This window comes from Polycladidibacter hongkongensis (assembly GCF_001561995.1).
In the GTDB taxonomy this organism is placed as follows: domain Bacteria; phylum Pseudomonadota; class Alphaproteobacteria; order Rhizobiales; family Stappiaceae; genus Pseudovibrio; species Pseudovibrio hongkongensis.
Genome location: NZ_LLWC01000010.1, coordinates 76,510 through 102,605 on the forward strand (window position 1 = coordinate 76,510; position 26,096 = coordinate 102,605).

Annotated in this window: 17 protein-coding genes and 1 tRNA gene; 5 read left to right on the forward strand and 13 right to left on the reverse strand. The window is 53.8% G+C overall.

The features are described from left to right. Positions 1-4: 4 nt before the first annotated feature. The 5 genes from AYK82_RS05265 to AYK82_RS05285 form a co-directional block, all read right to left on the reverse strand. Positions 5-1,258, reverse strand: a complete 1,254-nt coding sequence (locus AYK82_RS05265; protein WP_068312219.1) for an aminotransferase class V-fold PLP-dependent enzyme — start codon at positions 1,256-1,258, stop codon at positions 5-7. A gap of 19 nt (positions 1,259-1,277) precedes the next feature. Beyond that, positions 1,278-2,570: a Fe-S cluster assembly protein SufD gene (gene sufD / locus AYK82_RS05270; protein WP_068312222.1), complete on the reverse strand. Its 1,293-nt coding sequence runs from the start codon at positions 2,568-2,570 to the stop codon at positions 1,278-1,280. A gap of 27 nt (positions 2,571-2,597) precedes the next feature. Further along, positions 2,598-3,347 carry a Fe-S cluster assembly ATPase SufC gene (gene sufC / locus AYK82_RS05275; protein ID WP_068312226.1) on the reverse strand — a complete coding sequence of 250 codons (750 nt, stop codon included), beginning with the start codon at positions 3,345-3,347 and terminating at the stop codon, positions 2,598-2,600. 84 nt (positions 3,348-3,431) lie between these two features. Continuing rightward, complete coding sequence (sufB, locus tag AYK82_RS05280; protein ID WP_068312229.1) at positions 3,432-4,904, reverse strand: Fe-S cluster assembly protein SufB; 1,473 nt, start codon at positions 4,902-4,904, stop codon at positions 3,432-3,434. Positions 4,905-5,014: 110 nt separating this feature from the next. After that, positions 5,015-6,193 carry a cysteine desulfurase family protein gene (locus tag AYK82_RS05285; RefSeq protein WP_172795189.1) on the reverse strand — a complete coding sequence of 393 codons (1,179 nt, stop codon included), beginning with the start codon at positions 6,191-6,193 and terminating at the stop codon, positions 5,015-5,017. A gap of 307 nt (positions 6,194-6,500) precedes the next feature. On the opposite strand from AYK82_RS05285, the gene AYK82_RS05290 reads away from it, so the two are divergent. Next, the gene (locus AYK82_RS05290) at positions 6,501-7,157 is read left to right on the forward strand and encodes an alpha/beta hydrolase (protein WP_068312232.1); all 657 of its coding nucleotides are present in this window, start codon (positions 6,501-6,503) and stop codon (positions 7,155-7,157) included. A 73-nt stretch (positions 7,158-7,230) separates the two neighbouring features. Here the strand turns inward: AYK82_RS05290 and AYK82_RS05295 are convergent, their stop codons facing one another. Together AYK82_RS05295 and AYK82_RS05300 are read right to left on the reverse strand one after the other, a co-directional pair. After that, positions 7,231-7,617: an NADH:ubiquinone oxidoreductase subunit NDUFA12 gene (locus AYK82_RS05295; protein WP_068312235.1), complete on the reverse strand. Its 387-nt coding sequence runs from the start codon at positions 7,615-7,617 to the stop codon at positions 7,231-7,233. Positions 7,618-7,744: 127 nt separating this feature from the next. Then, the gene (locus tag AYK82_RS05300) at positions 7,745-8,605 is read right to left on the reverse strand and encodes a response regulator (protein WP_208976404.1); all 861 of its coding nucleotides are present in this window, start codon (positions 8,603-8,605) and stop codon (positions 7,745-7,747) included. 768 nt (positions 8,606-9,373) lie between these two features. Between AYK82_RS05300 and AYK82_RS05305 the strand changes: the two genes are divergently transcribed. Together AYK82_RS05305 and AYK82_RS05315 are read left to right on the forward strand one after the other, a co-directional pair. After that, the gene (locus tag AYK82_RS05305) at positions 9,374-13,033 is read left to right on the forward strand and encodes a vitamin B12-dependent ribonucleotide reductase (protein ID WP_068312241.1); all 3,660 of its coding nucleotides are present in this window, start codon (positions 9,374-9,376) and stop codon (positions 13,031-13,033) included. A 386-nt stretch (positions 13,034-13,419) separates the two neighbouring features. After that, positions 13,420-16,206 (forward strand): bifunctional aconitate hydratase 2/2-methylisocitrate dehydratase, encoded by a 2,787-nt coding sequence (locus AYK82_RS05315; RefSeq protein WP_068312247.1) that lies wholly within the window; start codon positions 13,420-13,422, stop codon positions 16,204-16,206. Between the two features lie 289 nt (positions 16,207-16,495). On the opposite strand, the gene AYK82_RS05320 is transcribed toward AYK82_RS05315, so the two are convergent. The 6 genes from AYK82_RS05320 to AYK82_RS05350 form a co-directional block, all read right to left on the reverse strand. After that, a tRNA-Lys gene (locus tag AYK82_RS05320) sits at positions 16,496-16,571 on the reverse strand. 232 nt (positions 16,572-16,803) lie between these two features. Continuing rightward, on the reverse strand, positions 16,804-17,715 hold the full coding sequence (locus AYK82_RS05325) for a DMT family transporter (protein ID WP_068312250.1): 912 nt from the start codon (positions 17,713-17,715) through the stop codon (positions 16,804-16,806). A gap of 75 nt (positions 17,716-17,790) precedes the next feature. Continuing rightward, entirely contained in the window at positions 17,791-18,813 is a 1,023-nt protein-coding gene (locus AYK82_RS05330; protein ID WP_172795190.1) for a heparin lyase I family protein, read from the reverse strand. A gap of 198 nt (positions 18,814-19,011) precedes the next feature. Next, positions 19,012-19,566 carry a regulatory protein RecX gene (locus AYK82_RS05340; protein WP_068312261.1) on the reverse strand — a complete coding sequence of 185 codons (555 nt, stop codon included), beginning with the start codon at positions 19,564-19,566 and terminating at the stop codon, positions 19,012-19,014. A 42-nt stretch (positions 19,567-19,608) separates the two neighbouring features. Further along, on the reverse strand, positions 19,609-20,421 hold the full coding sequence (locus AYK82_RS05345) for a ferredoxin--NADP reductase (RefSeq protein WP_068312265.1): 813 nt from the start codon (positions 20,419-20,421) through the stop codon (positions 19,609-19,611). A gap of 537 nt (positions 20,422-20,958) precedes the next feature. Then, positions 20,959-22,632, reverse strand: coding sequence for an EAL domain-containing protein (locus AYK82_RS05350; RefSeq protein ID WP_068312268.1), 1,674 nt, complete (start codon positions 22,630-22,632; stop codon positions 20,959-20,961). A gap of 182 nt (positions 22,633-22,814) precedes the next feature. Between AYK82_RS05350 and AYK82_RS05355 the strand changes: the two genes are divergently transcribed. Continuing rightward, positions 22,815-23,726, forward strand: a complete 912-nt coding sequence (locus AYK82_RS05355; RefSeq protein WP_082733777.1) for a sugar kinase — start codon at positions 22,815-22,817, stop codon at positions 23,724-23,726. A 158-nt stretch (positions 23,727-23,884) separates the two neighbouring features. Continuing rightward, positions 23,885-25,975: a YwiB family protein gene (locus AYK82_RS05360; RefSeq protein WP_068312274.1), complete on the forward strand. Its 2,091-nt coding sequence runs from the start codon at positions 23,885-23,887 to the stop codon at positions 25,973-25,975. Positions 25,976-26,096 lie beyond the last annotated feature (121 nt).

Consider the following 26,096-nt stretch of genomic DNA (forward strand, 5'->3'; position numbering starts at 1 on the left):
AGGACTATCCAAACATCTTGCGGGCTTTTTCGAGAGCCGCTACGAGAGCGTCTACTTCTTCCACGCAGTTGTACATGGCAAAGCTGGCACGGCAGGTGCTGGTAACACCAAAGCGCTGCAACAGAGGCTGGGCACAGTGGGTGCCTGCCCGCACAGCAACGCCCTCGCGATCAATAATCATCGAAACATCGTGGGCGTGGATGCCCTCCATCTCGAAGGAGAAGATTGCCCCCTTGCCTTTGGCAGTGCCAATAAGGCGCAGGCCATCCATATCCCCAAGGCGGGTTTGCGCATAATCACGCAGGGCCGCTTCATGCACCGCGATATTATCACGGCCCAGCTGCATGACAAACTCCAGCGCCGCTCCAAGGCCAATGGCCTGCACGATTGGCGGAGTGCCCGCCTCAAAGCGATGCGGGATATCGGCATAGGTCACACCATCCAGTGTTACATCCTTGATCATCTCGCCGCCGCCGTTAAACGGGCGCAATTCCTCTAGAGCCGCCGCTTTGCCATAAAGCACGCCAATACCGGAGGGACCATAAAGCTTGTGCCCGGTAAAGACGTAGTAATCAGCATCAATAGCCTGCACATCGACGGGCATATGTACCGCACCTTGCGAACCATCAATCAGCACCTTCGCCCCGACCGCATGCGCCTTGCGCGTTACCTCTGCAACCGGCACCACAGTGCCTGTCACGTTGGACATCTGCGTCATGGCAACCAGCTTGGTACGCGGGCTAAGCAGCTTTTCAAACTCTTCCAACAAGAAAGAGCCATCCTCGGCCACCGGCGCCCACTTTATCACCGCGCCCTTGCGCTCGCGCAGAAAGTGCCACGGAACAATGTTGGAGTGGTGCTCCAAAATGGAAATGATGATTTCATCGCCCGGTTCGATCTGCTCTTCCAGCCCGTAGGAGACCAAATTAATGGCCTCTGTTGTCGAGCGGGTAAAGACGATCTGCTCCGCACTTGGCGCTCCAAGAAACTTGCGCACACTCTCCCGCGCGCCCTCGAACTTGTCGGTGGTGGCGTTGGAGAGATAATGCAAGCCGCGGTGCACATTGGCGTATTCGCCGCTATACGCCGCGTTCACCGCATCAATTACCGCTTGCGGCTTTTGCGCCGACGCGCCGCTATCCAGAAACACCAGCGGTTTGCCGTGGACCTGCCGCGACAGGATGGGAAACTCCTTGCGCACGGCCGCCACATCAAAAGACTGGCTTTGAGGCTGCACCTCTGTAGCAGGCAGGGTCATGGCGTACTCCTTCTAGGTGCTAAACGTGCAACCAGTTGCTGATACGGCTGGTAAGCAAGGGGCCAACGCGCTCGTCATCCAGCTCGTCAATGACTTCGCCAAGGAAAGCAAGAATAAGAATCTTGCGCGCTTCCTTTTCCGGAATACCGCGGGCTCGCAGGTAGAACAGCAAGTCTTCGTCGATCTCGCCCGTGGTCGAGCCGTGGGCACACTGCACGTCATCGGCGAAAATCTCCAGCTCCGGTTTCACATTAACCTCGGCGCTTTCCGAGAGCAGTAAAGACTGCACCATCATCTGGCCATCGGTTTTCTGCGCATCCGGCTTCACAAGAATTTGCCCCTGAAATACAGAGCGCGCCTTGTCATCGACAATCGCCTTGAAGTATTCGCGGGAATTGCATTCCGGCACCTTGTGATCAACGCTCAGCGTGATATCCGCGTGGCTGTCGCCCTTAAGCAGCGAAACCCCGCGCAGTGCAGCGTTAGAGCCCTCACCGTTGAAGGCAACGGCAAACTGGCTGCGAGACAACCCGCTGCCCGCGTCTAGCAGGAACTGGCTCAGCTCAGCACCCTTGCCAAGATTTGCCGTAGCAGAGGCCAGATGGGTCGCGCTTTCCGCTTCCTCTTGCAACTTGACCCAAGTAAGCTTGGCATTATCGCCCACCTCAAGTGTGGTCAGTGTATTGCGCAGGTAAGCGCCGCTGTCGCCCTGATAGCTCTCCAGCACCAAAACATCAGCACCGGCCTCGACCACCAGATCAATGCGCGAGAAGCTGGCGCCCTCACCCTTGGCCACATGCACGATTTCCAGCGCTTTTTCAAGCTTTTCGCCACCAGCAACCGTGATGGTTGCCCCGCCTTGGACAAACGCCGTGTTCAGATCAACCAGTGCATCAGCACGCGGGAAGGCAGCCGCGCCATGGGCTTGCACCTCCGCCTTTTCTGCCCCCATCTCTTCTGCCCATGCAGATACGCTGATCTTGCCCGCCAGCGCCTCAACATTTGACAGGGCGGCATCAAACCGGCCATTGACAAAAACAAGACGGCCTTGTGTCTCCACCTCGCCCACAGCGCCAGGGGCTACAATCTCAGCCTTTGCAGAAAGCGCGAAGGCGCTGCGCAGCTTGGCCTTCAAATCAGTGTAGTGGTATTCTTCAATGCGGCGGTGCGGCAGGCCGGTTGCTTCAAAGCGAGCCATGGCGGCGCGGCGCGCCTCACCAAGGCCGTCGCTTTGCTTACCGTGAGTGGCGGCAAACGCCTCCTCAAACCCTGTTTCTGCGGCACTCAGCACCCGCTGGTTTTGTGCGGTCATAGAGTTCACTCCCCTTACCAGCGTGCCCTACGCTTCTTCACCTACATAATCGGCATAGCCGTTTGCTTCCAGTTCAAGTGCCAGCTCTTTGCCGCCGGTCTTGACAATTTTACCTTTGGAAAGCACATGCACCACATCAGGAACAATGTGATCCAGCAAGCGCTGGTAGTGGGTAATAACAATCATGCCCCGCTCAGGAGAGCGCAGCTTGTTAACGCCTTCGGAGACTATGCGAAGCGCATCGATATCAAGGCCACTGTCGGTCTCATCAAGAATACAAAGGGTTGGCTCCAGCAGAGCCATCTGCAGGATTTCGGCACGCTTCTTCTCACCACCGGAGAAGCCCACATTGAGCGGACGGCGTAGCATTTCAGGGGTGACCTTCAGATCAGCGGCTTTCTCGCGCACCAGCTTCATAAAGTCCGGGGTGGAGAGCTCTTCCTCACCGCGAGCCGCACGCTGCGCATTCAAAGCGGTTTTCAAGAAGGTCATGGTGGCAACACCTGGAATCTCGATCGGGTATTGGAACGCAAGGAACATCCCCGCCGCCGCGCGCTCGTCCGCGCCCAGCTCCAGCATATCTTCGCCGTTATAGGTGATCGAGCCTTCAGTGATCTCGTAGTCTTCCTTGCCCGCAAGAATGTAGGAGAGCGTAGATTTACCAGAACCATTGGGGCCCATGATGGCGTGAATTTCACCCGGCTTCACGGTTAGATCGATACCGCGCAGGATTTTGTTGCCTTCCACTTCGGCGTGCAGATTTTTGATCTCAAGCATGAGATGTCGTCCTTAAATTCGTGTCTTGCGCCAGCTCTGTTAGCTGGCCGCTTGGTGCTGTTTCCTAGCTCAAAGGGTGGAGAATTAGCCCACAGAGCCTTCCAGCGAGATATTGATCAGTTTTTGCGCTTCTACCGCGAATTCCATTGGCAATTGCTGAATGACATCACGCACAAAGCCATTGACGATAAGGGCGACGGCCGCTTCTTCGTCCAACCCGCGTGCTTGGCAATAGAACATTTGATCATCCGAAATCTTCGAGGTTGTCGCCTCGTGCTCGAAAACGGCCGTGGCGTTCTTGCTCTCGATATAAGGCACGGTGTGAGCGCCGCATTTGTCGCCGATCAACAAACTGTCACACTGGGTGAAGTTACGGGCATTTTTCGCCTTGCGATGCGCCGAGACCTGACCGCGGTAGGTGTTTTGCGACACACCAGCGGAAATGCCTTTGGAGATGATACGTGAGGAGGTGTTCTTGCCAAGGTGGATCATCTTGGTACCGCTGTCCACCTGCTGGTGGCCATTGGAAATGGCGATGGAGTAGAACTCGCCCACGGAATTGTCTCCGCGCAAGATGCAGCTTGGGTATTTCCATGTGATCGCCGAGCCGGTTTCAACCTGCGTCCATGCGATTTTGGAATTGGCACCGCGGCAATCGCCGCGCTTGGTGACGAAGTTGTAGATACCGCCTTTGCCTTCGCTGTCACCGGGGAACCAGTTTTGCACGGTGGAGTATTTGATCTCCGCGTCCTCGTGGGCCACCAGTTCCACCACAGCGGCGTGTAGCTGGTTTTCATCACGCTGCGGCGCGGTACAGCCTTCCAGATAAGACACGTAAGAGCCTTTTTCGGCAATAATCAGCGTCCGCTCGAACTGGCCGGTGTTGCGCTCGTTAATGCGGAAGTAGGTAGACAGCTCCATCGGGCAGCGCACCCCTTCAGGGATGTAAACAAACGATCCGTCAGAAAATACCGCCGAATTCAGCGTGGCATAAAAGTTGTCAGAAACCGGCACAACGGAGCCGAGGTACTTTTGCACCAGCTCTGGGTGCTCGCGGATTGCCTCGGAAATCGGGCAGAAGATCACGCCAGCCTTGGCCAGTTCCTCTTTAAAGGTTGTGGCAACGGAAACACTGTCGAACACCGCATCAACGGCGACACGGTTTTCGGGCGCGATACCGGCAAGAACTTCCTGCTCGGACAGCGGAATACCAAGTTTCTTGTAGGTTTCCAGCAGTTCCGGATCGACCTCATCAAGGCTCTTTGGCCCCTCTTGGGTTTTCGGGGCTGCGTAGTAGTGCAGGTCTTCAAAGTCGATTTTTGGATAATCGACACGGGCCCACTCTGGCTCTTCCATGGTTTTCCAGCGCTGGAATGCATCCAGACGCCAATTCAACATCCACTCCGGCTCATCTTTCTTGGCGGAGATGAAGCGGATAATGTCTTCGTTCAGCCCTTTGGGCGCCAGTTCGGATTCAATATCGGTAACAAAACCGTATTTATATTGATCCACGTCGATCGATTTCACCTGATCGATCGTCTCCTGCACTGCAGCCATTTTGTTTTCTCCATTGGCGATTGGCTCGCCGCGATGGGGCTTGGCGCCCCGCTACTCCCGCAAAGCTCTTCGCCATTGTGGGAAATTCGGTTGAAACTGGGCGGCTTGCGCTAGCTGGCTGCCCGGGCCCTATCCTTTTTTTGAAGCCTTGCGGCGATACGCAGAAACTCGCGCTTGAACTTTTGCATCTCGTCTGCGCTGGTGTTCCATCCCATTGATATACGTAGGGCACCGCGCGCCAGATCTTCTTCGCAGCCCATGGCAAGCAACACATGGGACGCACCAACCTTGCCTGATGAACAGGCGGACCCTGACGACACCGCAATACCTGCAAGATCAAAGGCAATCAAGGCTGTTTCGGCGACCACGCCGGGTACGGTCAGACATGTTGTGCCGGGCAAGCGCGGCGCATCTGCGCCAAAGACCACCAAATCGGGCTGTTCAAGGCGCAATTCCTGCTCCAGTTGATCACGTAGCGCCTGAGTTTCCAAACTTGGGATTTCTGCCAGAGCCGCCCGCGCGGCAGCGGCAAATGCGGCAATGCCTGCGGTGTTATGCGTGCCGGCGCGGCGCCAGCTCTCCTGCCCGCCGCCGGTGAGCAGCGGTGCGGGGCGCAGATCGCCCTTACCCATAATAAGGGCGCCCACCCCTTGCGGGCCGCCAATTTTATGGGAGGAGACCGCCATGCTGTGCGACGCAATCATAGGCTGTGACAAGGCAATACGTCCGGCGGCCTGCACCGCATCCACATGCAGCAGATGGCCGGCATCTTCCACGATGACGCCAATTTCCTGCAGCGGCTGCAAAACGCCGGTTTCGCTGTTTGCGGCCATAACAGCGACAAGTGCGGTCTCGCCTTCAGGCAAAGCGCCAAGTTTTTCGCGCAGTATCTCAAGGTTTAGCAGGCCATTTGCATCGACCGGCAACTGCTCCACCTGCTCGGCGGAAAAACGACCACCAGCCAGCACAGAAGGGTGCTCAACGGCGCTAACAAACAGTTTGGAAAGGGTAAACGGCTGACCGTTTCTAAGCCAGATTGGCGACAGCGCGGTGACATTCGCCTCGGTGCCGCCGCTGGTAAAGGCAACATTTGCAGGCAGCGCATCAACGAGCGCCGCAATATCTTTGCGTGCGGCCTCTATAACGCCGCTGGCTTTGCGACCAAAGGCGTGAATAGAGGACGCATTGCCCTCGCACTCGAGTGCTTCAAGCAAGACCGTACGTGCCTGCGGACGCAGTGGGGCGCTGGCATTATAATCTAGATATGTTGTTTTTGCGCCGATGGTCATGGTGTAACACTGAAACTTGCGGTTATTTTTTGCCCTAATCCTTCACCAGTTGAAATGCAAACCTTGCTATTTTCCACTGTAGTGACGATAAGGAGCACTTGAAATTCGAGAATCGCCTGTCCAAATAGCGTGGCATCGGCATAAAAACCGCCGTCTTTGCCCGATTTGGAGCAAGCTGTTTCGAATAATTCTAAACTGGGTTTTATAAAACTTGCTATGCGCAGTCAAGTTTGATTCTACGCATACTAGGTATTTCCCCTAGGCATAGCCAGGAAATATCACAGATAGAAAAGGATTGCGATCGCTTATGCCTGAGGTGATCTTTAACGGCCCGGCGGGCCGACTGGAAGGCCGCTTCCATCCTGCCAAAAAGCGTAATGCACCGATTGCGCTGCTGCTGCACCTGCACCCGCAATTTGGCGGCACGATGAACAACCAGATCATCTACCAGATGTATTATATGTTTGCGCAGCGTGGATTTGCGGTGCTTCGCTTCAACTTCCGCGGTGTGGGCCGCTCGCAAGGGCAGTTTGACCATGGGCAAGGCGAGCTGTCGGATGCAGCAGCTGCACTTGACTGGGTACAATCCATTCATCCCGATGCACGCTCTTGCTGGATCGCCGGATTTTCCTTTGGCGCATGGATCGGCATGCAGCTGTTGATGCGCCGGCCTGAAGTGGAGGGCTTCATCTCCATTGCGCCACCTGCAAACCTGCATGACTTTTCCTTCCTCGCCCCCTGCCCGTCTTCGGGCCTGATTATTCACGGGGATCAAGACAAAGTTGTCCCGCAAAAGGATGTGCAGGCACTGGTGGACAAGCTGAAAACCCAAAAGGGCATCGTTATCGATCATGAAGTGATGCCAGGTGCCAACCACTTCTTTGAAAACAACGTGGATGGCCTGATCGACAATTGCGCCGGTTATCTGGACAAGCGTCTTGGGATGCTGCCGCCAAGCGAGTAGTCGACGGTGTGATAAATGCATTAAAAAAGCCCGGCGTAGTTGCCGGGCTTTTTGTTTTGCTGAGTTTTTTAACCTAGTCGGTCGGAGACCATGCCTCATAATCTCCGGTGACTTGCGGGCGCTGGCCATCTGCCAAGAGCGAGCCTTTCGGGCGGTAGGCCATATCAGTGCCGGTATAATTGGGCTGGAATGGCTTTTCCCACTCGTAGTGTGCGGGGTTTCCGGCAGCGGGCACTTCATCAGTGCGATGGTGCATCCAGCCGTGCCAGCCAGCAGGAATAAGCGAGGCCTCGGTTAAATCTTTGTAGATCACCCAGCGGCGCTTGCCACCTTTTTCCTGATAGTAGACATTGCCAAACTGGTCTTCGCCGACCTTCTCGCCCTTGCGCCATGTGAAAAAACGCGTACCGAGAGTCTGGCTGTTCCACCATGTAAAAAGTTGCAGAACAAAGTTTTTCATCGGGACCGCTCCTTCGCCCTATCGCTTAATCGGTAATTGGGCGGGAATATGGCGACATCGCGCCGCAGTGTCCAGCCCTTTTCTATGAAATTGTGCGGATTGCTGCCGCACACTACCCTTTAACCGCCTAGCGCTTTTTCGTTTTCAAGCTGCGCCGTAGTTCAAACGCCGCTTCAAGTGGAGTGCGAGGCGCATCCTTAGTGTCCTTGTTATAGCCGCGGGTGTAGCCGTAGGGCCGTTGAGATTTACCAACCAGAACTTCCGCTTTTGCGGGCTGAGCCTCAAATTCTGTCGTTTTAGTTACTTTAGTTGGATGCTGGATCTGCGAGGCTTTTGAATCGGGATAAGCGGGAGAGTTTGCGCGCTCTTTGGGGGAACTGGCGCGATCAGCTATCTCGTCAAGACGGCGACGCGACTCGCTACTCATCAGCTCGGCCTTTTTTATCGCATTGTATTTGGATTCATTTTGCTGCAAGCGTCGCTCGATGCCCTCCAGCACTAGCGAGCCGGTTGCATTCATCACCATTTCACGGCGATCCAAGCAGACCCAATCCAAACATTTTTTTAGCGCTACAGCAGAAATCGGTTTTACCAGCAGATGGTGCGCCCCTGCCCGCATTGCCTTAGTGACATTCTCGCGTGTGCCATGAGCGGTCACAAATACCACGGGCACATAGCAAAGCGGAGCCATCTTAGTGGTTCGAATTGCATGGATCATGTCAAGCCCGCTCAAAGGAGACATCTCCCAATCGGACAGAATTAAATCCGGCGCTTCGCTCATCATAGCAGTGATTGCAGGTTCTGGGCCATCGAACACCCGCACCCGTTTCACACCGAGCGAATTTAGCAATGTGCGCATGATGGACTGGACGGCGCGCGAGTCTTCAACGACAACCACATCCAGTTCACTGACCTGTTTCCCAAGGGCAACGTGATTCACGGTACTACGCTCTCCTGCCCGCTCGACAAAGGCTTTGCGACTCAGCACTTGTTGCGATCATGGAACCAAAGTTTGGCCACGCTCGCACCAGACACGGGGGATCTGTTTTTCTTGTTTTCGTAAGCTGAGTTCATATGTTCTACCACTTTCACGGGAAAAGCCCTAGGGGAGACTTACTAAGCGTCGACGAGATACACACAGGTTTATCAAAAAAAAGCATATCATCCCTGCTTTTCACAGGAACCCAGAGGCAGGAAATCAATTAATCCCGCTCAGGCAAGATGTGGCGCAAAAACCGTGCCATTGGCGCAATTCCGGCAATATCGTGGCAGCAGCAGCGCTCACCCCTTCAATTTGTGGGGTGCCGAGCGCTTCAGACCCACTACATTTGGTGGGGTTTCGGTATTCACAGAACCAATTTGTAGCAGTTCATGCGCTTGACGGGCACCTGCGATTCACACTAGTTTGAGCTCGTTCGCGGCGCATTGCGCTTGGCAAGCAGACTGCTTCCACTCTCGTCACGTAACAAACCCATATTTGTAATGCGTATGTCCGTACTTTGCACCATGCATTGTTGCGGCAGCGCTTTTTTTTCGGCCTTATGGTCCTATATATGGTGTTGCAAGAGTGCAGATATACCAAATCTTGATGGTTTGGTGCTATTGTGATGAAGTTGAAGCCATGCAATAGACGACGCGATCCTCGTGTAAACATTCAGGTTCTGGCGCTGCGGCGGCGCCGGTTCCCCTATGCTGTTTGCGCAGGTTATTCTTCTATGGGGCCCGGCCCCACCCAGATGCGAAGGGGGCATTGACGATGAAATTCGAACGGCGTTACACCAGCGAGGGGCAATCCCCCTACGCAGACATCGAGTTTAACCGCCGGACCAGCGAGATTCGCAATCCGGATGGCTCTGTTGTGTTTCGTCTTGAGGATTTTGCGGCCCCAAAGCAGTTTTCCCAAGTTGCCTCTGATATTCTGGCACAAAAGTACTTCCGCAAGGCGGGCGTCCCTGCCAAACTAAAGCCGGTAGAAGAAAACAGCGTTCCCAGCTGGCTCTGGCGCTCGGTTCCAGATGATGCAGCCTTAGCTGACATGGATGAAAGCGAACGCTTCGGCTCCGAGGATGACTCGCGCCAAGTTTTTGATCGTCTGGCTGGCACTTGGACCTACTGGGGCTGGAAAGGTGGCTATTTTGACGGCGAGGAAGACGCCAGAGCTTTCTTTGACGAACTTCGCTACATGTTGGCGACACAAAAAGTTGCGCCTAACTCACCACAATGGTTCAACACCGGTCTCAACTGGGCCTATGGCATCGACGGCCCCGGTCAGGGGCATTATTATGTCGATTTTGAAAGCGGTGAACTGGTGCGCTCTGCCACCGCCTACACCCACCCGCAGCCACATGCCTGCTTTATTCAGTCGGTCGATGATGATCTGGTAAACGACAACGGCATTATGGACTTGTGGGTGCGCGAAGCCCGTCTGTTCAAGTACGGTTCGGGTACGGGCACCAACTTTTCTTCTTTGCGCGCCTCGGGCGAGCGTTTGGCGGGCGGCGGCAAATCCTCCGGCCTGATGAGCTTCTTGAAAATTGGTGACCGGGCAGCCGGTGCGATTAAATCCGGCGGCACCACCCGCCGCGCTGCTAAAATGGTGGTGGTTGATATCGACCATCCGGACGTTGAAGAATTTGTCACTTGGAAAGTGACCGAGGAGCAAAAGGTTGCGGCGCTGGTGACCGGCTCGAAGATTTGCCAGAAGCATTTGCAGGCGGTGATGAAGGCCTGTGTCAATTGCGAAGGCTCTGGTGATGATTGCTTCGATCCCACGAAAAACCCGGCGCTCAAGCGCGAAATGCGCACGGCGAAAAAGGCTCTTATTCCCGACAATTACATCCAGCGCGTTGTGCAGTTTGCCCGTCAAGGATACAAGAGCATCGAGTTCCCCGTCTATAATACTGATTGGGATTCTGAGGCTTACATTACTGTCGCCGGCCAAAACTCTAACAACTCCGTTCGTGTCACCGATGGCTTCTTGGAAGCAGTCAGCAATGACAGTGACTGGGATTTGATTGCCCGCACCACTGGGAAAACGGCAAAAACCGTCAAGGCCCGCGATTTGTGGGAGCAGATCGGGTATGCCGCGTGGGCCTCTGCCGATCCGGGCTTGCAGTATCACACCACCATCAACGATTGGCACACCTGCCCGGAAGGGGGCGAAATCCGCGCCTCCAACCCTTGTTCGGAATACATGTTCCTTGATGATACGGCGTGTAATCTTGCTTCCCTTAATCTGTTGCAGTTCCGCAATGACGACAAGAGCTTCGATTTCGAGCGCTTCGAGCACGCCACTCGCCTATGGACGGTGGTGCTGGAAATCTCGGTGCTGATGGCGCAGTTCCCTTCCAAGCAGATCGCACAGCGCTCCTACGATTACCGCACCTTGGGCCTTGGCTATGCCAATATTGGAGGCTTACTGATGACCTCTGGTATCTCCTATGATAGCGACGAGGGTCGCGCCCTTTGTGGTGCCATTACCGCAATTATGACCGGTGTTTGCTATGCCACATCGGCTGAGATGGCCGGCGAGCTTGGCCCCTTCCCGCTATATGAGGAAAACGCAGCGCATATGCTGCGGGTGATCCGCAATCACCGCCGCGCTGCTCGCAGTGAACGCGAGGGCTATGAAGCCCTCTCTACCCTGCCGGTTGCCTTGGATGCTGACAATTGCCCAGAGCCCATTCTCGTTGAACGGGCGCGTACTGCATGGGATGCCGCGCTCAGCCTTGGTGAACAACATGGCTATCGCAATGCGCAGGTAAGCGTGATTGCGCCAACTGGCACCATCGGGCTGGTGATGGACTGCGACACCACCGGCATCGAGCCTGATTTTGCGCTGGTGAAATTCAAAAAGCTGGCGGGCGGCGGTTACTTCAAAATCATCAACCGCGCCGTACCTGAAGCCTTGGAAAAGCTTGGCTATAGCGCTAGTGAGATTGCGGAGATCGAGGCTTATGCGGTGGGTCACGGCTCGCTAGATCAGGCTCCGGCGATCAATCCCGGCTCTTTGCGGGCGAAAGGCTTGGATGATGAGGCCTTCGCTAAACTGAAAGCCAGCTTGGGCTCTGCTTTTGATATCAAGTTTGTGTTCAACCGCTGGACCCTTGGCGATGCGCTGCTTACCGAGAAGCTCGGTGTTTCTGCCGAACAGCTGGAAGATATGGAGTTTAACCTGCTGGCCCATCTGGGCTTTAGCAAAGGTGAGATCGAGGCTGCCAACACCCATGTTTGCGGTGCGATGACACTGGAAGGCGCACCACACTTAAAAGAAGAACACTATCCGGTGTTTGACTGCGCCAACCCGTGTGGCCGCCTTGGCAAGCGGTATCTGTCTGTTGACAGCCACATCCGCATGATGGCGGCAGCTCAGCCGTTTATCTCCGGTGCGATATCCAAAACTATCAATATGCCGAATGATGCCAGCACCGAAGATTGTAAAGACGCTTATATGCTGTCTTGGAAACTCGGCCTGAAAGCTAATGCGCTTTACCGTGATGGCTCCAAACTCTCGCAGCCATTGAATGCACAGCTGCTTGAAGATGAAGACGATGGCGAGCTGGATAGCGCTGCCGAGACGCTGGCCGCGCAGCCACAGGCCGCGCGTGCGGAAGCTGTAGCGGAGCGCATTGTGGAACGGGTGGTGGAGCGCGCAATTCGCACTCGCGAAAAACTGCCTAACCGGCGCAAAGGCTACACGCAAAAAGCATCTGTTGGTGGCCACAAGGTGTATCTGACCACCGGCGAATATCAGGATGGCCGCATCGGCGAAATTTTCATTGATATGCACAAGGAAGGCGCGGCTTTCCGTTCGTTGATGAACAACTTTGCCATCGCCATTTCCCTTGGCCTGCAATATGGCGTGCCACTGGAAGAGTATGTGGATGCCTTCACATTCACCCGCTTTGAGCCAGCTGGCATGGTTATGGGCAATGATGCCATCAAGAACGCCACGTCCATTCTTGATTACATCTTCCGCGAGCTAGCTGTTTCCTATCTTGGACGCCATGATCTTGCGCATGTTCCTCCAGAGGCACTTGGTAACACCACGTCAACTTCCCCCGCGCGCGCTCCAGCTGAGGATGGTTCCAACGAGGGGCCGGCAATGGTGTCGCACGGCTTGGTGCGCGGCCAAACCGAGCGCTTCCGAGTGGTTGCAGATAATGAGGTCTCGCTGGTGGCTGGCGAGGTTCGTGCTCAGGCAGGTAGTCATTCAGCCGCTGCCCCACAAGACACAGTGGTACAAATGGGCAGCGCCGAAGTTGTAGCCAAACAATCTGTGTCGACCCAGGTCGCACAGGCAAGGATGAAGGGCTATGAGGGTGAGAGCTGCTCGGAGTGCGGCAACTTCACCATGGTGCGCAATGGCACCTGCCTAAAATGCGACACCTGCGGCTCCACCAGCGGCTGCAGCTAAGCCCACTCCTCGCCCCAAGAGCAGCGCCACTGCAAGGGCGCGCTCTTCAGGGGCGCTCGTCAGGGGCGCTAATAATGAAAAGCCCCGGGGCTTTGGCCCGGGGTTTTGCCGTTTCACTGTCACCTACTTTTTGCTGCCAGATTTTACGGGCGTTTTTTAGCGCGCGGCGTTGCCAAGCGGCTTTTTGTTTTCCAGCCTTATTCCAATGAGTTATACTGGACACTGCACCTGATTTCAGCACAAGCCGCAATCCCTTGTTTTAAAAAATCTTGCGAGTCGATGCCGTTTGGTATACAACCGCATACAACAAACAAGACCTGCAATGTTTGAATGTATTGCGTTGCAGGTCAAACAGCTGCATACAACACAAAATCGCCAGGTAAATCATGAGCTTATATACAGACTACCTAGAAGAAATCGAAACCCGCAAGGCAGATGGCCTGCACCCGAAACCAATTGAAGATGGGGCGTTGGTTGGTGAACTGATTGCGCAGATTAAAGATACGGGCAATGAGCACCGCGAAAGCTCGCTAAACTTTTTTATCTACAACACCCTGCCCGGCACCACCAGCGCTGCAGGCGTGAAGGCGCAGTTCCTTAAAGAGATCATTTTGGGTCAAGCTAACCTAAGCGAAATCACCGCTGATTTTGCTTTAGAATTGCTTTCACACATGAAGGGTGGTCCATCTGTTGAGGTTCTACTTGATCTGGCGCTTGGAGATGATGCCGCGATTGCTGCCAAGGCTGCTGACGTATTGAAGACGCAAGTGTTCTTGTACGATGCTGACACGGATCGTCTTGCTGCGGCGTTTAAAGCAGGCAACGCAGTTGCCAAAGACATTTTGGAAAGTTACGCAAAAGCCGAGTTCTTCACCAAGCTTCCAGACGTAGAAGAAGAGATTAAGGTTGTTACCTTCATCGCTGGTGAAGGTGATATCTCTACCGACCTGCTTTCTCCGGGCAATCAGGCGCATTCCCGCTCTGACCGCGAGCTACACGGCAAGTGCATGATTTCGCCTGAAGCACAAGCAGAAATTCAGGAGCTGCAAAAAGCAAACCCAGATGCCCGCGTGATGCTGATTGCAGAAAAAGGCACCATGGGTGTTGGCTCTTCGCGCATGTCCGGCGTGAACAACGTTGCCCTTTGGGCCGGCAAACAGGCCAGCCCCTACGTTCCTTTTGTCAATATTGCACCGGTTGTTGCAGGCACCAACGGCATTTCGCCAATCTTCCTGACAACTGTTGGTGTGACCGGCGGTATCGGCCTTGATCTGAAAAACTGGGTCAAGAAGCTGGATGCAGAGGGCAATCCGGTGCTGGACGAGAATGGCGATCCTGAGCTGGAACAAGCCTACTCCGTTGAAACCGGCAAGATTTTGACCATCAACACCAAGACTAAAAAGCTGTATGACGGTGACACAGAGCTTGTTGATGTCGCCTCTGCTTTCACTCCTCAAAAAGTTGAGTTCATGAAAGCTGGCGGCTCCTATGCTGTGGTGTTTGGCAAGAAGCTGCAGACATTTGCCTCTGAAACTCTGGGCATTGAGCTGAAATCCGCTTTTGCGCCTTCCAAAGAGATCTCCATTGATGGTCAGGGCTTGACCGCTGTCGAGAAGATCTTCAACCGCAACGCAGTTGGCACCACGCCGGGTGCAACGCTGCACGCCGGCTCTGATGTGCGCGTTAAGGTCAACATTGTCGGTTCGCAGGACACCACTGGCCTAATGACCTCGCAAGAGCTGGAGTCCATGGCGGCTACTGTCATCTCTCCAACTGTTGATGGCGCTTACCAGTCTGGCTGTCACACCGCATCTGTTTGGGATTTGAAGGCGCAGGCCAACATTCCGAAACTGATGAAGTTTATGAACAAGTTCGGTCTGATCACCGCGCGTGATCCAAAAGGCGTCTATCACGCCATGACCGACGTGATCCACAAGGTGCTTAACGACATCACTGTGGATGATTGGGACATCATCATCGGCGGTGACAGTCACACCCGCATGTCAAAAGGTGTGGCCTTTGGTGCTGATTCCGGCACCGTTGCGCTGGCACTGGCCACTGGCGAAGCCACCATGCCAATTCCAGAGTCCGTCAAGGTGACCTTTAAAGGCACCATGAAAGACCATATGGATTTCCGCGATGTGGTGCACGCAACCCAGGCGCAAATGCTGCAGCAGCACGGTGATAACGTCTTCCAAGGCCGAATCATCGAAGTGCATATCGGCACCCTGCTGGCCGACCAAGCCTTTACCTTCACCGACTGGACGGCAGAAATGAAGGCCAAGGCCTCCATCTGTATTTCCAATGATGATGCGCTTATCGGTTCCCTGCTGCTGGCCAAAAGCCGCATCCAGATCATGATCGACAAAGGCATGGACAATGACGCCAAGGTGCTGGCTGGCCTGATCGCCAAAGCCGACAGGCGCATTGCTGAAATCAAATCTGGCGAGAAATCCGCCCTCACCCCGGATGATAATGCCAAGTACTTCGCCGAGGTTGTGGTGGATCTGGATCAGATTGATGAACCGATGATCGCCGATCCGGATGTCAACAATGACGACGTGTCCAAGCGGTACACCCACGATACCATCCGTCCGGTTTCCTACTATGGCGGCGACAAGAAGGTTGATCTGGGCTTTGTTGGCTCTTGCATGGTGCACAAAGGCGACATGAAAATTGTGGCCCAAATGCTGAAAAATCTGGAAGAGCAAACCGACAAGGTGGAGTTCAAGGCCCCGCTCGTCGTTGCAGCGCCAACCTACAACATCATTGACGAGCTGAAGGAAGAAGGCGACTGGAGCATCTTGCAGAAGTACTCCGGCTTCGAATTCGACGATGCTGCCCCGAAAAACACCGCGCGCACCGAATACGAGAACATTCTCTATCTGGAGCGTCCGGGATGTAACCTATGCATGGGCAACCAAGAGAAAGCCGCGAAGGGTGACACAGTGCTTGCCACTTCAACGCGTCTGTTTAAAGGCCGCGTCGTGGAGGATTCCGCGCAGAAAAAAGGCGAGTCACTGCTCGCATCCACACCTGTTGTGGTGCTCTCGGCCATCCTTGGGCGCACACCAACTCTTGAAGAGTACAAGGCTGCGGTGAAGGGCATTGACCTGACCAAGTTTGCCCCGCCATTGCAAAAGCCGCTGGATAGCCGCTCGGTGCATTTCTAGGGGCAGAGGCTCCTTACACTTCTAAGCGCGCGCTGACGTTGGTTAGCGCGTTCTTCTCTCATTGAGCCACTGTCATGAGCCGGGAAGCCTCTTCCCGGCTTTTTATTGAGCTTACAATGCCGAACGCGAATGCACCCACAAAAGACAAGGTGCAGGCGCAGCAATTCACTTGGTAAAGATCGCAAGGGTTGTTGAATTGAAGGCAGGCGACAACACGAGCTTAACGCGCTAAAAGCAAAAAAGCCCCATAATGGGGCCTTTGAACCTCATTTTTACACCATGAGGAAAGTGGTGAGCCCGCACGGGTTCGAACCGTGGACCTACTGATTAAAAGTCAGTTGCTCTACCAGCTGAGCTACGGGCTCTTCTCTTTCAAGAGAAGAGGCGCTGTATTGCAGCGCCTGTGAGAGGTCTTCTAAGGATTTCACGGGGGGGATGCAACTAGTTTTTTGTATTTTCCACACAGCTGCTTTTTCTCTAGCGTTTTTACTGCTCTACGGGGCGTTAACCCTGCCGTTCAGCGCGCAAAGCCGCGTCTGACAGGCAGGGGAAAAAAGTAAATTTCTGTCCTGTGACAGAAATTTTCCGCTTAGCTGCCTAACTGGCGAAAATGAGGGCGCAGCCAATAACCACAAGACAAGCGCCGGCCCAAGCTCCCAGCGCAGGAATTTCTTTGGTTCGCCACCATAGCAGCGGCAGCAGAATAGCCGGTGTGGTTGCCGAAAGCGTCGAGACGATCCCCACTTCCCCACCGCGCAAGGCAAACAACAACAGGGTCATGCCAACGCCCATGCCCAGAAATGCTGAGAATGCAGATTGGGCGATCGTTTTGCCAGAAAGGGGCGAGGCAAAGCTGAATTGCTTATGTGGCAATTGCAAAAGTGCGGTCAGGCTTAGCGCCGCAATGGAGCAGCGCACCAGCGCGACGGCAACGGGGTCTGCCCCTGCCTGCATTACTGGGCGAATAAAGATGGAGCCAACCGACTGGCTCAGCGCCGCAACAAGACCGAGCAGAACGCCAAGCCAAAGCGCGCCCTTAACGTTTTCCCAGTGGTGCAGCTGTGTTTTACGCTTGCCAAATGCAATTGCCAGCAGCACCCCGGCAAACGTCAAGGAAACTCCAAGCACTTGGATCAGCGCCAGTTCTTCGCCCAGAAAGAGCCAGCCAAGCAATACGGAAGCTGGAGCATTTAGGGAAAACAGGATTGCGGTGCGGCGCGGCCCCATTCGGTTCAGCGTGAGAAACAGCGCGGTATCTCCAAGGAAAATACCAATAAAGCCGGAGATGAACAATGCCGGGGCTTGTGCCACGTCCAATGTCGACCACGTACCGGTGAGCATCACATAAAGGAAAAACATGGCGGAGACGCACCACATACGCACACAGTTAAAACCTATGGCGCCGAGCGCAGCCGAAGGAGCTGAAGAGACAAGCCCGCCGAAGGCCCAGCACGTGGCAGCCAATAGCGCTGCTATTTCATAAATATAGGTTTGGGAAAGAATGCTCATAAAGACCAGAAAGATTCGCAGGTAGACAGAAACTGCACCTTATGCACTCCAGAGAAATATGGAAAGCAAATGCTGTCAGGGCGCGGTGGGTTTCACAAACAGCTCTGTGGGGTCGGTCGTGCGGCGAAAACGATCTAGGTAGAGGGTTGCATCCAGATCTTTGCGATCAAAATCGCGGTAATGGCCAAATTTGAAGTACTGGCGCACACCATCTTTCGCCACATTGCCGATTGCTCCGCTAACCCGAGCGATAAAGACACCGTTGGCCCAAATCTCGATGAGGCCACTGCCATCCGTGCCCCCGCGAATACGGTAGACCATATCGACCCAGCCTTTCGCCGGGTTTGGTAGGTCTGGTGTATCGGATAGCTCAATTTTAACCGCTTCGGTGGCAGCAAAACTCTGCGGTTCGGTCAAAAACGGAAACTTGTTGGTGTCTTGCTTGGCGATTGCCTCTTTTAGCTCATTCAAAGTGAGACCTGGTGTGAGCGCTTCGTCTGAGTTGCGTTTATTGTCATCACGGCGGCGAAAGCCATGCTGATCAAGCAATAAAAGCTGTTTAAGCTCATTGACGAACTGTTTGAAGTCTCGCTGGTAATCGCCGCTGGCTTTCGCAACCAGCAAACGCGTGTCATTGTGCTGAACCGTGATATGAAAGACACCATTATCAAAGCGCTGCGCAAGAAACGGACTGCCGCCGGATTGCTCCTTCCACTGCCCGATTACCCAACGGGTGCTGCCTGCCGGGCGCGTATTTGAGTGTATGCGGAAGGAAAAAGCATAATAAACTTCCTCGCCAAAACGGCACCATTTATGGCGGTTTTCCCAAAGCTCGTGCTTGAGGTTGCCTTCAACGTCCAGCTCATCGCCACCACTAACAGTTATGGCCAATGCGCGCGTGCCTTCGCGGACCACTTTGTCCTCGGTATGGTACGCCGTTTGCCCTTGCAATCTGGGTTTGTCCCAGACCTCGTAGTTTGGAAAACTCGTGAAATCATCGCGCAGTGGGGTACAGTTTGGAGGTATGGGAGACTTGGCCAGGCTTGGCGCGGTTTGCGAAAGTGCCGCGCCGCTGATAGGGAAAACCACGCAGAGCATCAACACCGCGCCTTGCAGAGCGCGCTGGGCAGAGTTTTTTATTGTCCGCCGTGCAATCCTTGCTTGCCGTGCGAAATCAAAGCACAATGTTATTTTGCAGCGCAACGTGATCCTCCAAAAAGGCATTGCACTGGTTATAGTCGGGAAGCTTGCGAAAAGGCTTAGGATAATCCGCCGGATTTTAGCGGTTCTGGCAGCTTAAAGGCTCTCGCTTTGGCCATAGATGAGCGCTTCCAACTCTTCAATGCTCGCGCCCAAGGCAGAGCGGGCAAGCGACTGGGGAAACCCTGCCCTTGCCAAAGACTGAAGGTCCTTGAGGCGTTGCTCTTGCGGGCTGAGGCCACGTTTGGCTTGTAAGCGGAAGGCGCCTAGGCGGCGTTTGCGCATATAGATAGCAATGGCTTTGTGCTCGTTATAACCCTGTTCAGCTTCAGCGGTTGCCTGCGTGACGCTATCTACGCCTTTGCTTGAAAGCAACGCCCCGACTTTACGCCGTGATTGACCTTTGCGCTCGCCAGAACGCAGCTTTAGGCGGCTGTAGCTTTCATCATCGAGCAAGCCAAGCTCAGCGCAGCTGGCGATTGCTTCAGGGATAAGATGAAAATAGTCCTCTGCGAGAACGTCGTTCTCGGCGGCTCTTCGGCGTATTTTGCGGGTCAGCACCCGTTCTAGATTACGACGCGAAGAAGCATAACGCTCTAAGTAGAACAGCGCGGCGCGAAACAGATAGTCACTCGTTATTTTTCGCGCCACGCTGCTCTTTCTTACACTCTAAATTGCCAACTACGTGACGGTTTAGCCAACGAAGGCGCGCTCTACGACAAATTCGAGCGGCTTATTGTTTGCCCCCTCGCGCAGACCGGCCTTTTCGAGCAGGTCTTTGGTGTCGTTGATCATCTGCATGGAACCACAAATCATGCCGCGGTCTACTTCCGGGTTCAGAGGCTCAACCCCAAGGTGCTTGAAGAGCTCGCCGCTTTCGATCAGATCGGTAATCCGACCTTGGCGGGGGTAGTCTTCACGCGTTACAGAATTAAACAAACGCAGTTTTCCAGCTGCAATTTCGCCAATGAGCGGGTCATCTTTGATCTGCGCCACAAGGTCTTCACCATATTGCAACTCCGCAACCTCGCGGCACGTGTGCGTGAGGATGACGTCATCAAACTTTTCGTAGGTCTCCGGATCACGAATGATCGAGGCGAACGGGGCGATGCCGGTGCCGGTGGAGAACATGTAAAGCCGTTTGCCGGGCAGCAAGGCGTCATGCACCAATGTGCCGGTTGGTTTCTTCTTCATCAGCACCGTGTCGCCAACTTCGATCTTTTGCAGATGCTGGGTAAGCGGCCCATCCGGTACTTTGATAGAGAAGAACTCGATTTCTTCGTCCCATGAGGGACTTGCAATGGAGTAAGCGCGGTAAAGCGGCTTACCGTTGATCATCAAGCCGATCATGACGAATTCGCCAGAGCGGAACCGGAAGCTCGATGGGCGGGTGATGCGAAAACGGAAAAGACGGTCAGTATAGTGCTGAACCTCAGTTACCTTTTCGGCAAAAACATTTGCAGGGATGGCGTCGGCCACTTCCTCGCCTTTCATAGGGACATTCATAGATTGCAACTCCAACGTCGCGACATGGTTTGATGTTGGAACAGGTTTTAACGCAAGCGACAAAAATTGCCAGACCCTGCACTTATGTGCATCTAAGGGTTTGGGGAAATTCATTCTAAGCCTAAGACAACTATTAGAAAAGCTCGGAATGAAACTGGCTAACGGGCCGTTTTTTTAGAAAAGCTCGATATTTAAGTGTTTTCTTTGATAGCTACGACAATAGGTCGCAGCCCCAGCTTTTAGAGTGGTTTGGCACCGCAAGCGCCCTCACCTTTCGCGTAGATCGCAGCTCTTTTGCTTCGATGCAGGGATATAGATGGGAGAAAGATTGGTTTTTGAATTACCCGCCACTTGAGCCGAATAGCGAAATGTTATCCTCCTAAGTAGTTATGGAATTATTATGAATTATTTGAAACTATGCACTTGCACGATCTCATCATTGCAGCAAATGACTGGAGGGGGATAAAGCGCGCGACGCAGCTGGCGCCATGGCGTGCCAATGCTGTGCATGTCGATGTAAATTTGCGGAGAATGGTGTTAGGCGGCGCCCTGCTCTGCGTCTTTGTTACCGGCAGATTCCGGGGCGTATTTCTCGTCGAGATGCTTAATCGGATTCATGATCCCGGTCTCAATATCGCGCGCATACTGGATGAATTCAGAGGCAGGTATAGGCCGGGAGAACACATAGCCCTGCGCCGAGGTTACACCTAAGTTACGCAGGTAGAGGATCTGATTGTAGTTCTCAACACCTTCAGCGATGATTCCCATGCCAAGGTTGTCACCTAACTCGACGATAATGTCGACGATCCCGGCTGTATTGTCATCGGAGCCCATAGGATCGATAAACATCTTATCGATTTTCAAAATGTCCATGCCCAGCTTTTGCAGGTAAGCCAAGCCACCATGGCCGGTACCCACATCATCCAGTGCAACACGGATATTACGTGCTTGGAATGACGCTATGAGCTTGCGCGCCAGGTCGATGTCTTCGAGTGGTTGCCGCTCAGTCACCTCAAGCACAACCTGCGAAAGCTCTATTTTGCTTGGTTCAAACACCTCAAGCACATCTTTCAGGATTTTATCATCCTTAAAGTGACCAGCAAACAGGTTGATGGAGAGCTTAAGATCCGGATTGGAGCTGTATAAATCGGCAACTTCTGAAGCAACAAGGCGCATCATACGCCGGGTCATCTCGAAAATATGGCCGGATGCTTCTGCATAGGTCATGAATTGGCCAGGTGGCACCATGGAACCATCGGCCTGACGCCAGCGCATCAGTACTTCGCAGCCTTTTAGTTCGCCCGAAAAAATGTCGATTACCGGCTGATAATAGGGAATAAACTCGTCATTCTTAATCGCTTTGACAAATTCGTCTTCCGCCTCACTGGCGGGGCGCCAAGCGAACCAGATGCCAATTCCAACCATGACGATCGCGCCGATGGCACAGGCGATGGCGGCAACGACCTTAAGCTCTGCCACCAGCGCATTTACGGCATTTCTTGAGGTGGTTACAGTTACAGAGAGCGGATAAAAACCAGAATCCAGTTGCTCGATCAGCGTATCGCTCATGTTTCGCGTGCTTTGCGAGGGCAAAGGCACACTGGCACCTTTTGAGATCTGTAACCTCCCCTTTTCCACCCATAATTCTTGTCCAGATAGAGCAAGTTCGATGCGGCTGTCTTTGGCCAAGTAATGAGCGCCAGCACCCAGCTCCATAACTGCCGGGCTAAGCTGGACAAAAAGGCGACGGTCATCGGACAAGCGCCAACTCACAAGTGCGCTACGCACGCCCTGATCAATCTGCGGAGCTAGGGAAATGGCGATACGCGGAGACACGGTCTCCAGTTTTGGCAGGATCGGCACTCCTATCAACGGGCGCTCGGGTACCAAGCACATGGGGAAACCTTGCGCATCTGCGACGCCGATCTGCACATATTTGCCATTTGCCACCAGCATTTTGCCGAATTGTCGGCGACTATCCATAGCACAGGAGGAAATTCCCCGATTGGCCAAGTGCCGTAGCAGGGCGACTGCATCATTCAAGACGGTTTCTGCACGGGAAATATACTGCTGTGTGGTGGCTTGCAAATCAGAGCGGGCACGATGCTCGGCAAAGTTGTTCAAAACGACATTGGCTGTGACCAAAGGGCCCAGTGCCATTATCAAAGCGACACATACCGCTTTTAGAAACAACGCATAACGATGAGACAACGTAATAACCTGAGTGCTTTGATGTGCTTATTTTTGAGACAGAGTGACACAGCTGCGTGGCGGCGTCCACGTAAACTATTGATAGTATACTAATTCGTCGCAGGCAAACCCTGCTCGCCTCATCTTGTCAAGTTATTCAAGTCATACTATTGAAGTAAGAAGTGAACAGGGAGTGTATGAAATTGAAAGCACTATTTATCGGGCAAACTTACATCGATGTCACTTTTCTGGCCGACAGCATGCCAACGGGCGACGACAAAACCATTGCAAACGATTACGCCGTTAGCTTTGGTGGCAACGCGGTGACAGCGGCTTTTGCCTGTGCCAAGTTGGGTATCGCCCCTGATTTGCTTTGCACCATGGCGGATGACTGGCTGGCGCGGATGTTCCGTGATATGGCAGCCAAGTACTCTATTCCAATCCATAGCCGTAAGGTGGCGGAAAGCTCGCTTTCCTTTATTATGCCTAAAGATGGCAAGCGTGCGATTGTGCGCTGTCGTGACAACAACTTCCTGCATCCGTTCCCCTCGCTTAACCTTGATGGATGTCAGGCATTGCATATCGATGGCCACATTCCAGATGCAGCCTTGCATTATGCCAAAGCTTGCCGTGAAGCTGGTATCATGACCTCGCTTGATGGCGGCGCTGTGCGTGAGAACACCGAAGAAGTTCTTAACTACATCGACGTCGCTGTGGTCTCTGACCTGTTCTGCGAGCAGCTCGGCCTTGGCGAAGAGGGAACCTTGCAGTATTTGCGCGACAAAGGCGTAAAAGTGGGCGCAATCACCAAGGGTGAGTATGGTGTCTTGTGGTACGATAATTTCGGCCCAACCCGCCACCTGCCAGCGCTCAACATTCCAAAGGAAAAAGTTCTGGACACCAACGGTGCCGGTGACACGTTCCACGGTGCATATGTCTACGCTTATCTGGCGAATCCAGCTGGCGACTGGGAAGACCATTTTAAGCTGGCGCGCGCTGCTTCTGCACATGCGATTCAGCATCTGGGCAACGAATCTTCGCTTCCGGATCAGGATGACATTCGCATTGCACAAGCTGCGTACTCTGAATCCACGTTGAAGCCAGAGGGCTTCTAAGGGCAAGAGTGAATAACGCATTTGAAGCTCCCCATTTCTGGGGAGCTTTTCTTTTTAGTCATGTTATGGGCAAATTCACAAAGGCATACTACCTTGGGTAAAGAAGCGCGTTCTGCGCTACCTACCCACGTTTTACCCCTCTATTCATTGGTGAGGATATGATTCAATTTAAGACTGTTGCACTGTGGACTGCAGGTGCCCTTTTTCTTGGCGTTGCCAGCCCTGCACTTGCGGGAGCAGAAAAAGACGCTGTGCTGCGTTTCAACGCCTATCTGGAGGCTTCCGGCTTTGACAAGGTGCAAGTCGGCTCAGTTGAAGAGCGCGGCGATGCTGTTGTTTTGCGGGACTACTCATTTCATTTTGGCGATGAATTCAAGATCGATCACGAGACCACCAAAGTTGACCTAACTGTATCTTTTGATGAGCTTGTTCTTTCGGGTTATTCGGAAAATGCCGAAGGCTACCGTTTTGCAAAACTTGAAGCCCCGCAGCAAAAAATTGTGATGGTGCTGGATGATGGTAAAGGCGAAGATGATTTTCGCTATGAACTCATCAGCAAAAACACTGTTATCGATGCGCTGCACATCCCAACCGCTCCGGAGCTTGCAGACAAAACAAAGCAGCCGGTAAGCCGCTATGTGCCACTGGTTTTGCAATTGCTTGAAGTTGGTTATGACAAAGCCAGTGCTGGCCCGCTCTCTACGCTTAACTTTGAAGATGGCGTAAGGACCAGCTGGAGTGAAGTTAGCTCCACGCTTGCGAAAAATTCCAGAGGCGGTGTCACCGAATTTGTTGAGTATGGTGCGGGCAAAGGCGTTACGTTTATCAGCCCTGAAGATACGCAGGGCGCATTTGCAATAGACGCGGATTTGGAGGCACGTATCGAGCAAGGACCAAGCTCGCTTACGGGGCTGGATCTGCGACCTTTGCGAGCTTATTTGACGGGAACACAAAGCCCGAGTGGGCTTTTGTTGAACTCTAGCGAAGCTGGCGCAGTCACTATCGAAGTCATCGCTAGAGCTAAAGGCGCTGAAGGCGACGCTGAAAAACAAATCGCCGACTTTTCGATTGGCGAGCAGTCGGTATCAGGTGTGCGCCTACAAGGCGGCAATGCGGCCAACCTACTTGCCTTGCTCGATAAGTTGGTGTTGGAAAACGAGGAAACCGCTTTGCAGGGCGTCGATCCTACGGCGATCGCAAGCGAACAGGCAGACTTTACCGTTGATAAACTGCAGATCAACGATATCTCGGTGAAAGTGCATGAAGGCTTGTCGGGGCTGGATGCAACCGTGCCGGAGATCAACGCTCGCCTTGGCGGATTTGAGATGAATGCACTGACGAACACGGGGCTTGGTGACATCCAGCTCAACGAGTTCTATGTGGCTGCGACACCGCAAAGCCCTGAGGTGGAAATGGGCGCTTTTGCGCTTCAGGATATTGTCTGGCCTTCGCTGACCAAACTCATCGCCACGATGGAAGACGACAGTTTGAGCGAAGACGAAAAGCAACGCAAGCTGATGCCGCAGGTCGGTGTCCTACGGCTTGTGGACCTTCTGGTGGACTATTCCGGCGGCACCGCACCGCTGGTTACGCTGGAGAGCATGGAAAGCAAAGCAGCAAATTATCAAGAGGCCATTCCGACACAGCTTAGCACCGCGCTGAAGAACCTGTCAGTCAACATGCCGATGCTCGGCATAGCCAGCTATGACACGCCGTTTGGTTCGGTTTCGCTGGATACGGAAACCTTCCAGCACAATCTGGATGTGAGCTGGGACGTTGCTGCCGGGCAGATTACATTGACCAATCTTGATTTTGAGATTGCCGATGGTTTGTTTGCGGAAGTATCATTCACCCTCGGGTCGGTTCCTGCCGAGTTGCTGGTTGATCCTGATGGGGCCGGTGACAAGCTGATGCTTGCGACTTTTGACGGCGGTTATTTGCGACTCAAAGATGCGCCTATGCTGCGTGAGATGCTGGAGAACGGTGCCAAGGATCGTGGTGTAAGCTTTGAAGCTTATGTTGATGAGGTTGCCGCCGGGCTGAGCGCTTCTATGGGGCCGCTTGGGCAAACGCAGTTTGGCAAGGATGTGGTTGCCGCGCTTACGGATTTTGCGCAGGTTCCAGACCAGTTCGAACTGAAGTTCTCTCCAGCGCAGCCGCTGCCTTTGATCCAGCTGGCAACCACCGCAATGGTTGCTCCAGATCAATTGCAGAGCGTGACAGGCGGCTCGGTCGCTGTGGGGCAGTAGGCACTTCAACAGCTTGGCGGGTGAATGGTTCTTTTGCCTGCCTAGCTAATGCCCCGCGCGATTTTATCGGCGTGGGGGCTTTGCCCCCATCGCTCGTGACAAAGTCAAAGAAAAGGCGGAA

Bases quoted from the DNA above. Each gene is read 5' to 3' on its own strand.
- AYK82_RS05295 (WP_068312235.1), bottom strand. From the start codon at position 7,617: ATGAAAAACTTTGTTCTGCAACTTTTTACATGGTGGAACAGCCAGACT.
- AYK82_RS05360 (WP_068312274.1), top strand. From the start codon at position 23,885: ATGATTCAATTTAAGACTGTTGCACTGTGGACTGCAGGTGCCCTTTTT.
- sufB (WP_068312229.1), bottom strand. From the start codon at position 4,904: ATGGCTGCAGTGCAGGAGACGATCGATCAGGTGAAATCGATCGACGTG.
- AYK82_RS05315 (WP_068312247.1), top strand. From the start codon at position 13,420: ATGAGCTTATATACAGACTACCTAGAAGAAATCGAAACCCGCAAGGCA.
- AYK82_RS05325 (WP_068312250.1), bottom strand. From the start codon at position 17,715: ATGAGCATTCTTTCCCAAACCTATATTTATGAAATAGCAGCGCTATTG.
- AYK82_RS05285 (WP_172795189.1), bottom strand. From the start codon at position 6,193: ATGACCATCGGCGCAAAAACAACATATCTAGATTATAATGCCAGCGCC.
- AYK82_RS05305 (WP_068312241.1), top strand. From the start codon at position 9,374: ATGAAATTCGAACGGCGTTACACCAGCGAGGGGCAATCCCCCTACGCA.
- sufC (WP_068312226.1), bottom strand. From the start codon at position 3,347: ATGCTTGAGATCAAAAATCTGCACGCCGAAGTGGAAGGCAACAAAATC.
- AYK82_RS05290 (WP_068312232.1), top strand. From the start codon at position 6,501: ATGCCTGAGGTGATCTTTAACGGCCCGGCGGGCCGACTGGAAGGCCGC.
- AYK82_RS05330 (WP_172795190.1), bottom strand. From the start codon at position 18,813: ATGCTCTGCGTGGTTTTCCCTATCAGCGGCGCGGCACTTTCGCAAACC.
- AYK82_RS05265 (WP_068312219.1), bottom strand. From the start codon at position 1,258: ATGACCCTGCCTGCTACAGAGGTGCAGCCTCAAAGCCAGTCTTTTGAT.
- sufD (WP_068312222.1), bottom strand. From the start codon at position 2,570: ATGACCGCACAAAACCAGCGGGTGCTGAGTGCCGCAGAAACAGGGTTT.
- AYK82_RS05345 (WP_068312265.1), bottom strand. From the start codon at position 20,421: ATGAATGTCCCTATGAAAGGCGAGGAAGTGGCCGACGCCATCCCTGCA.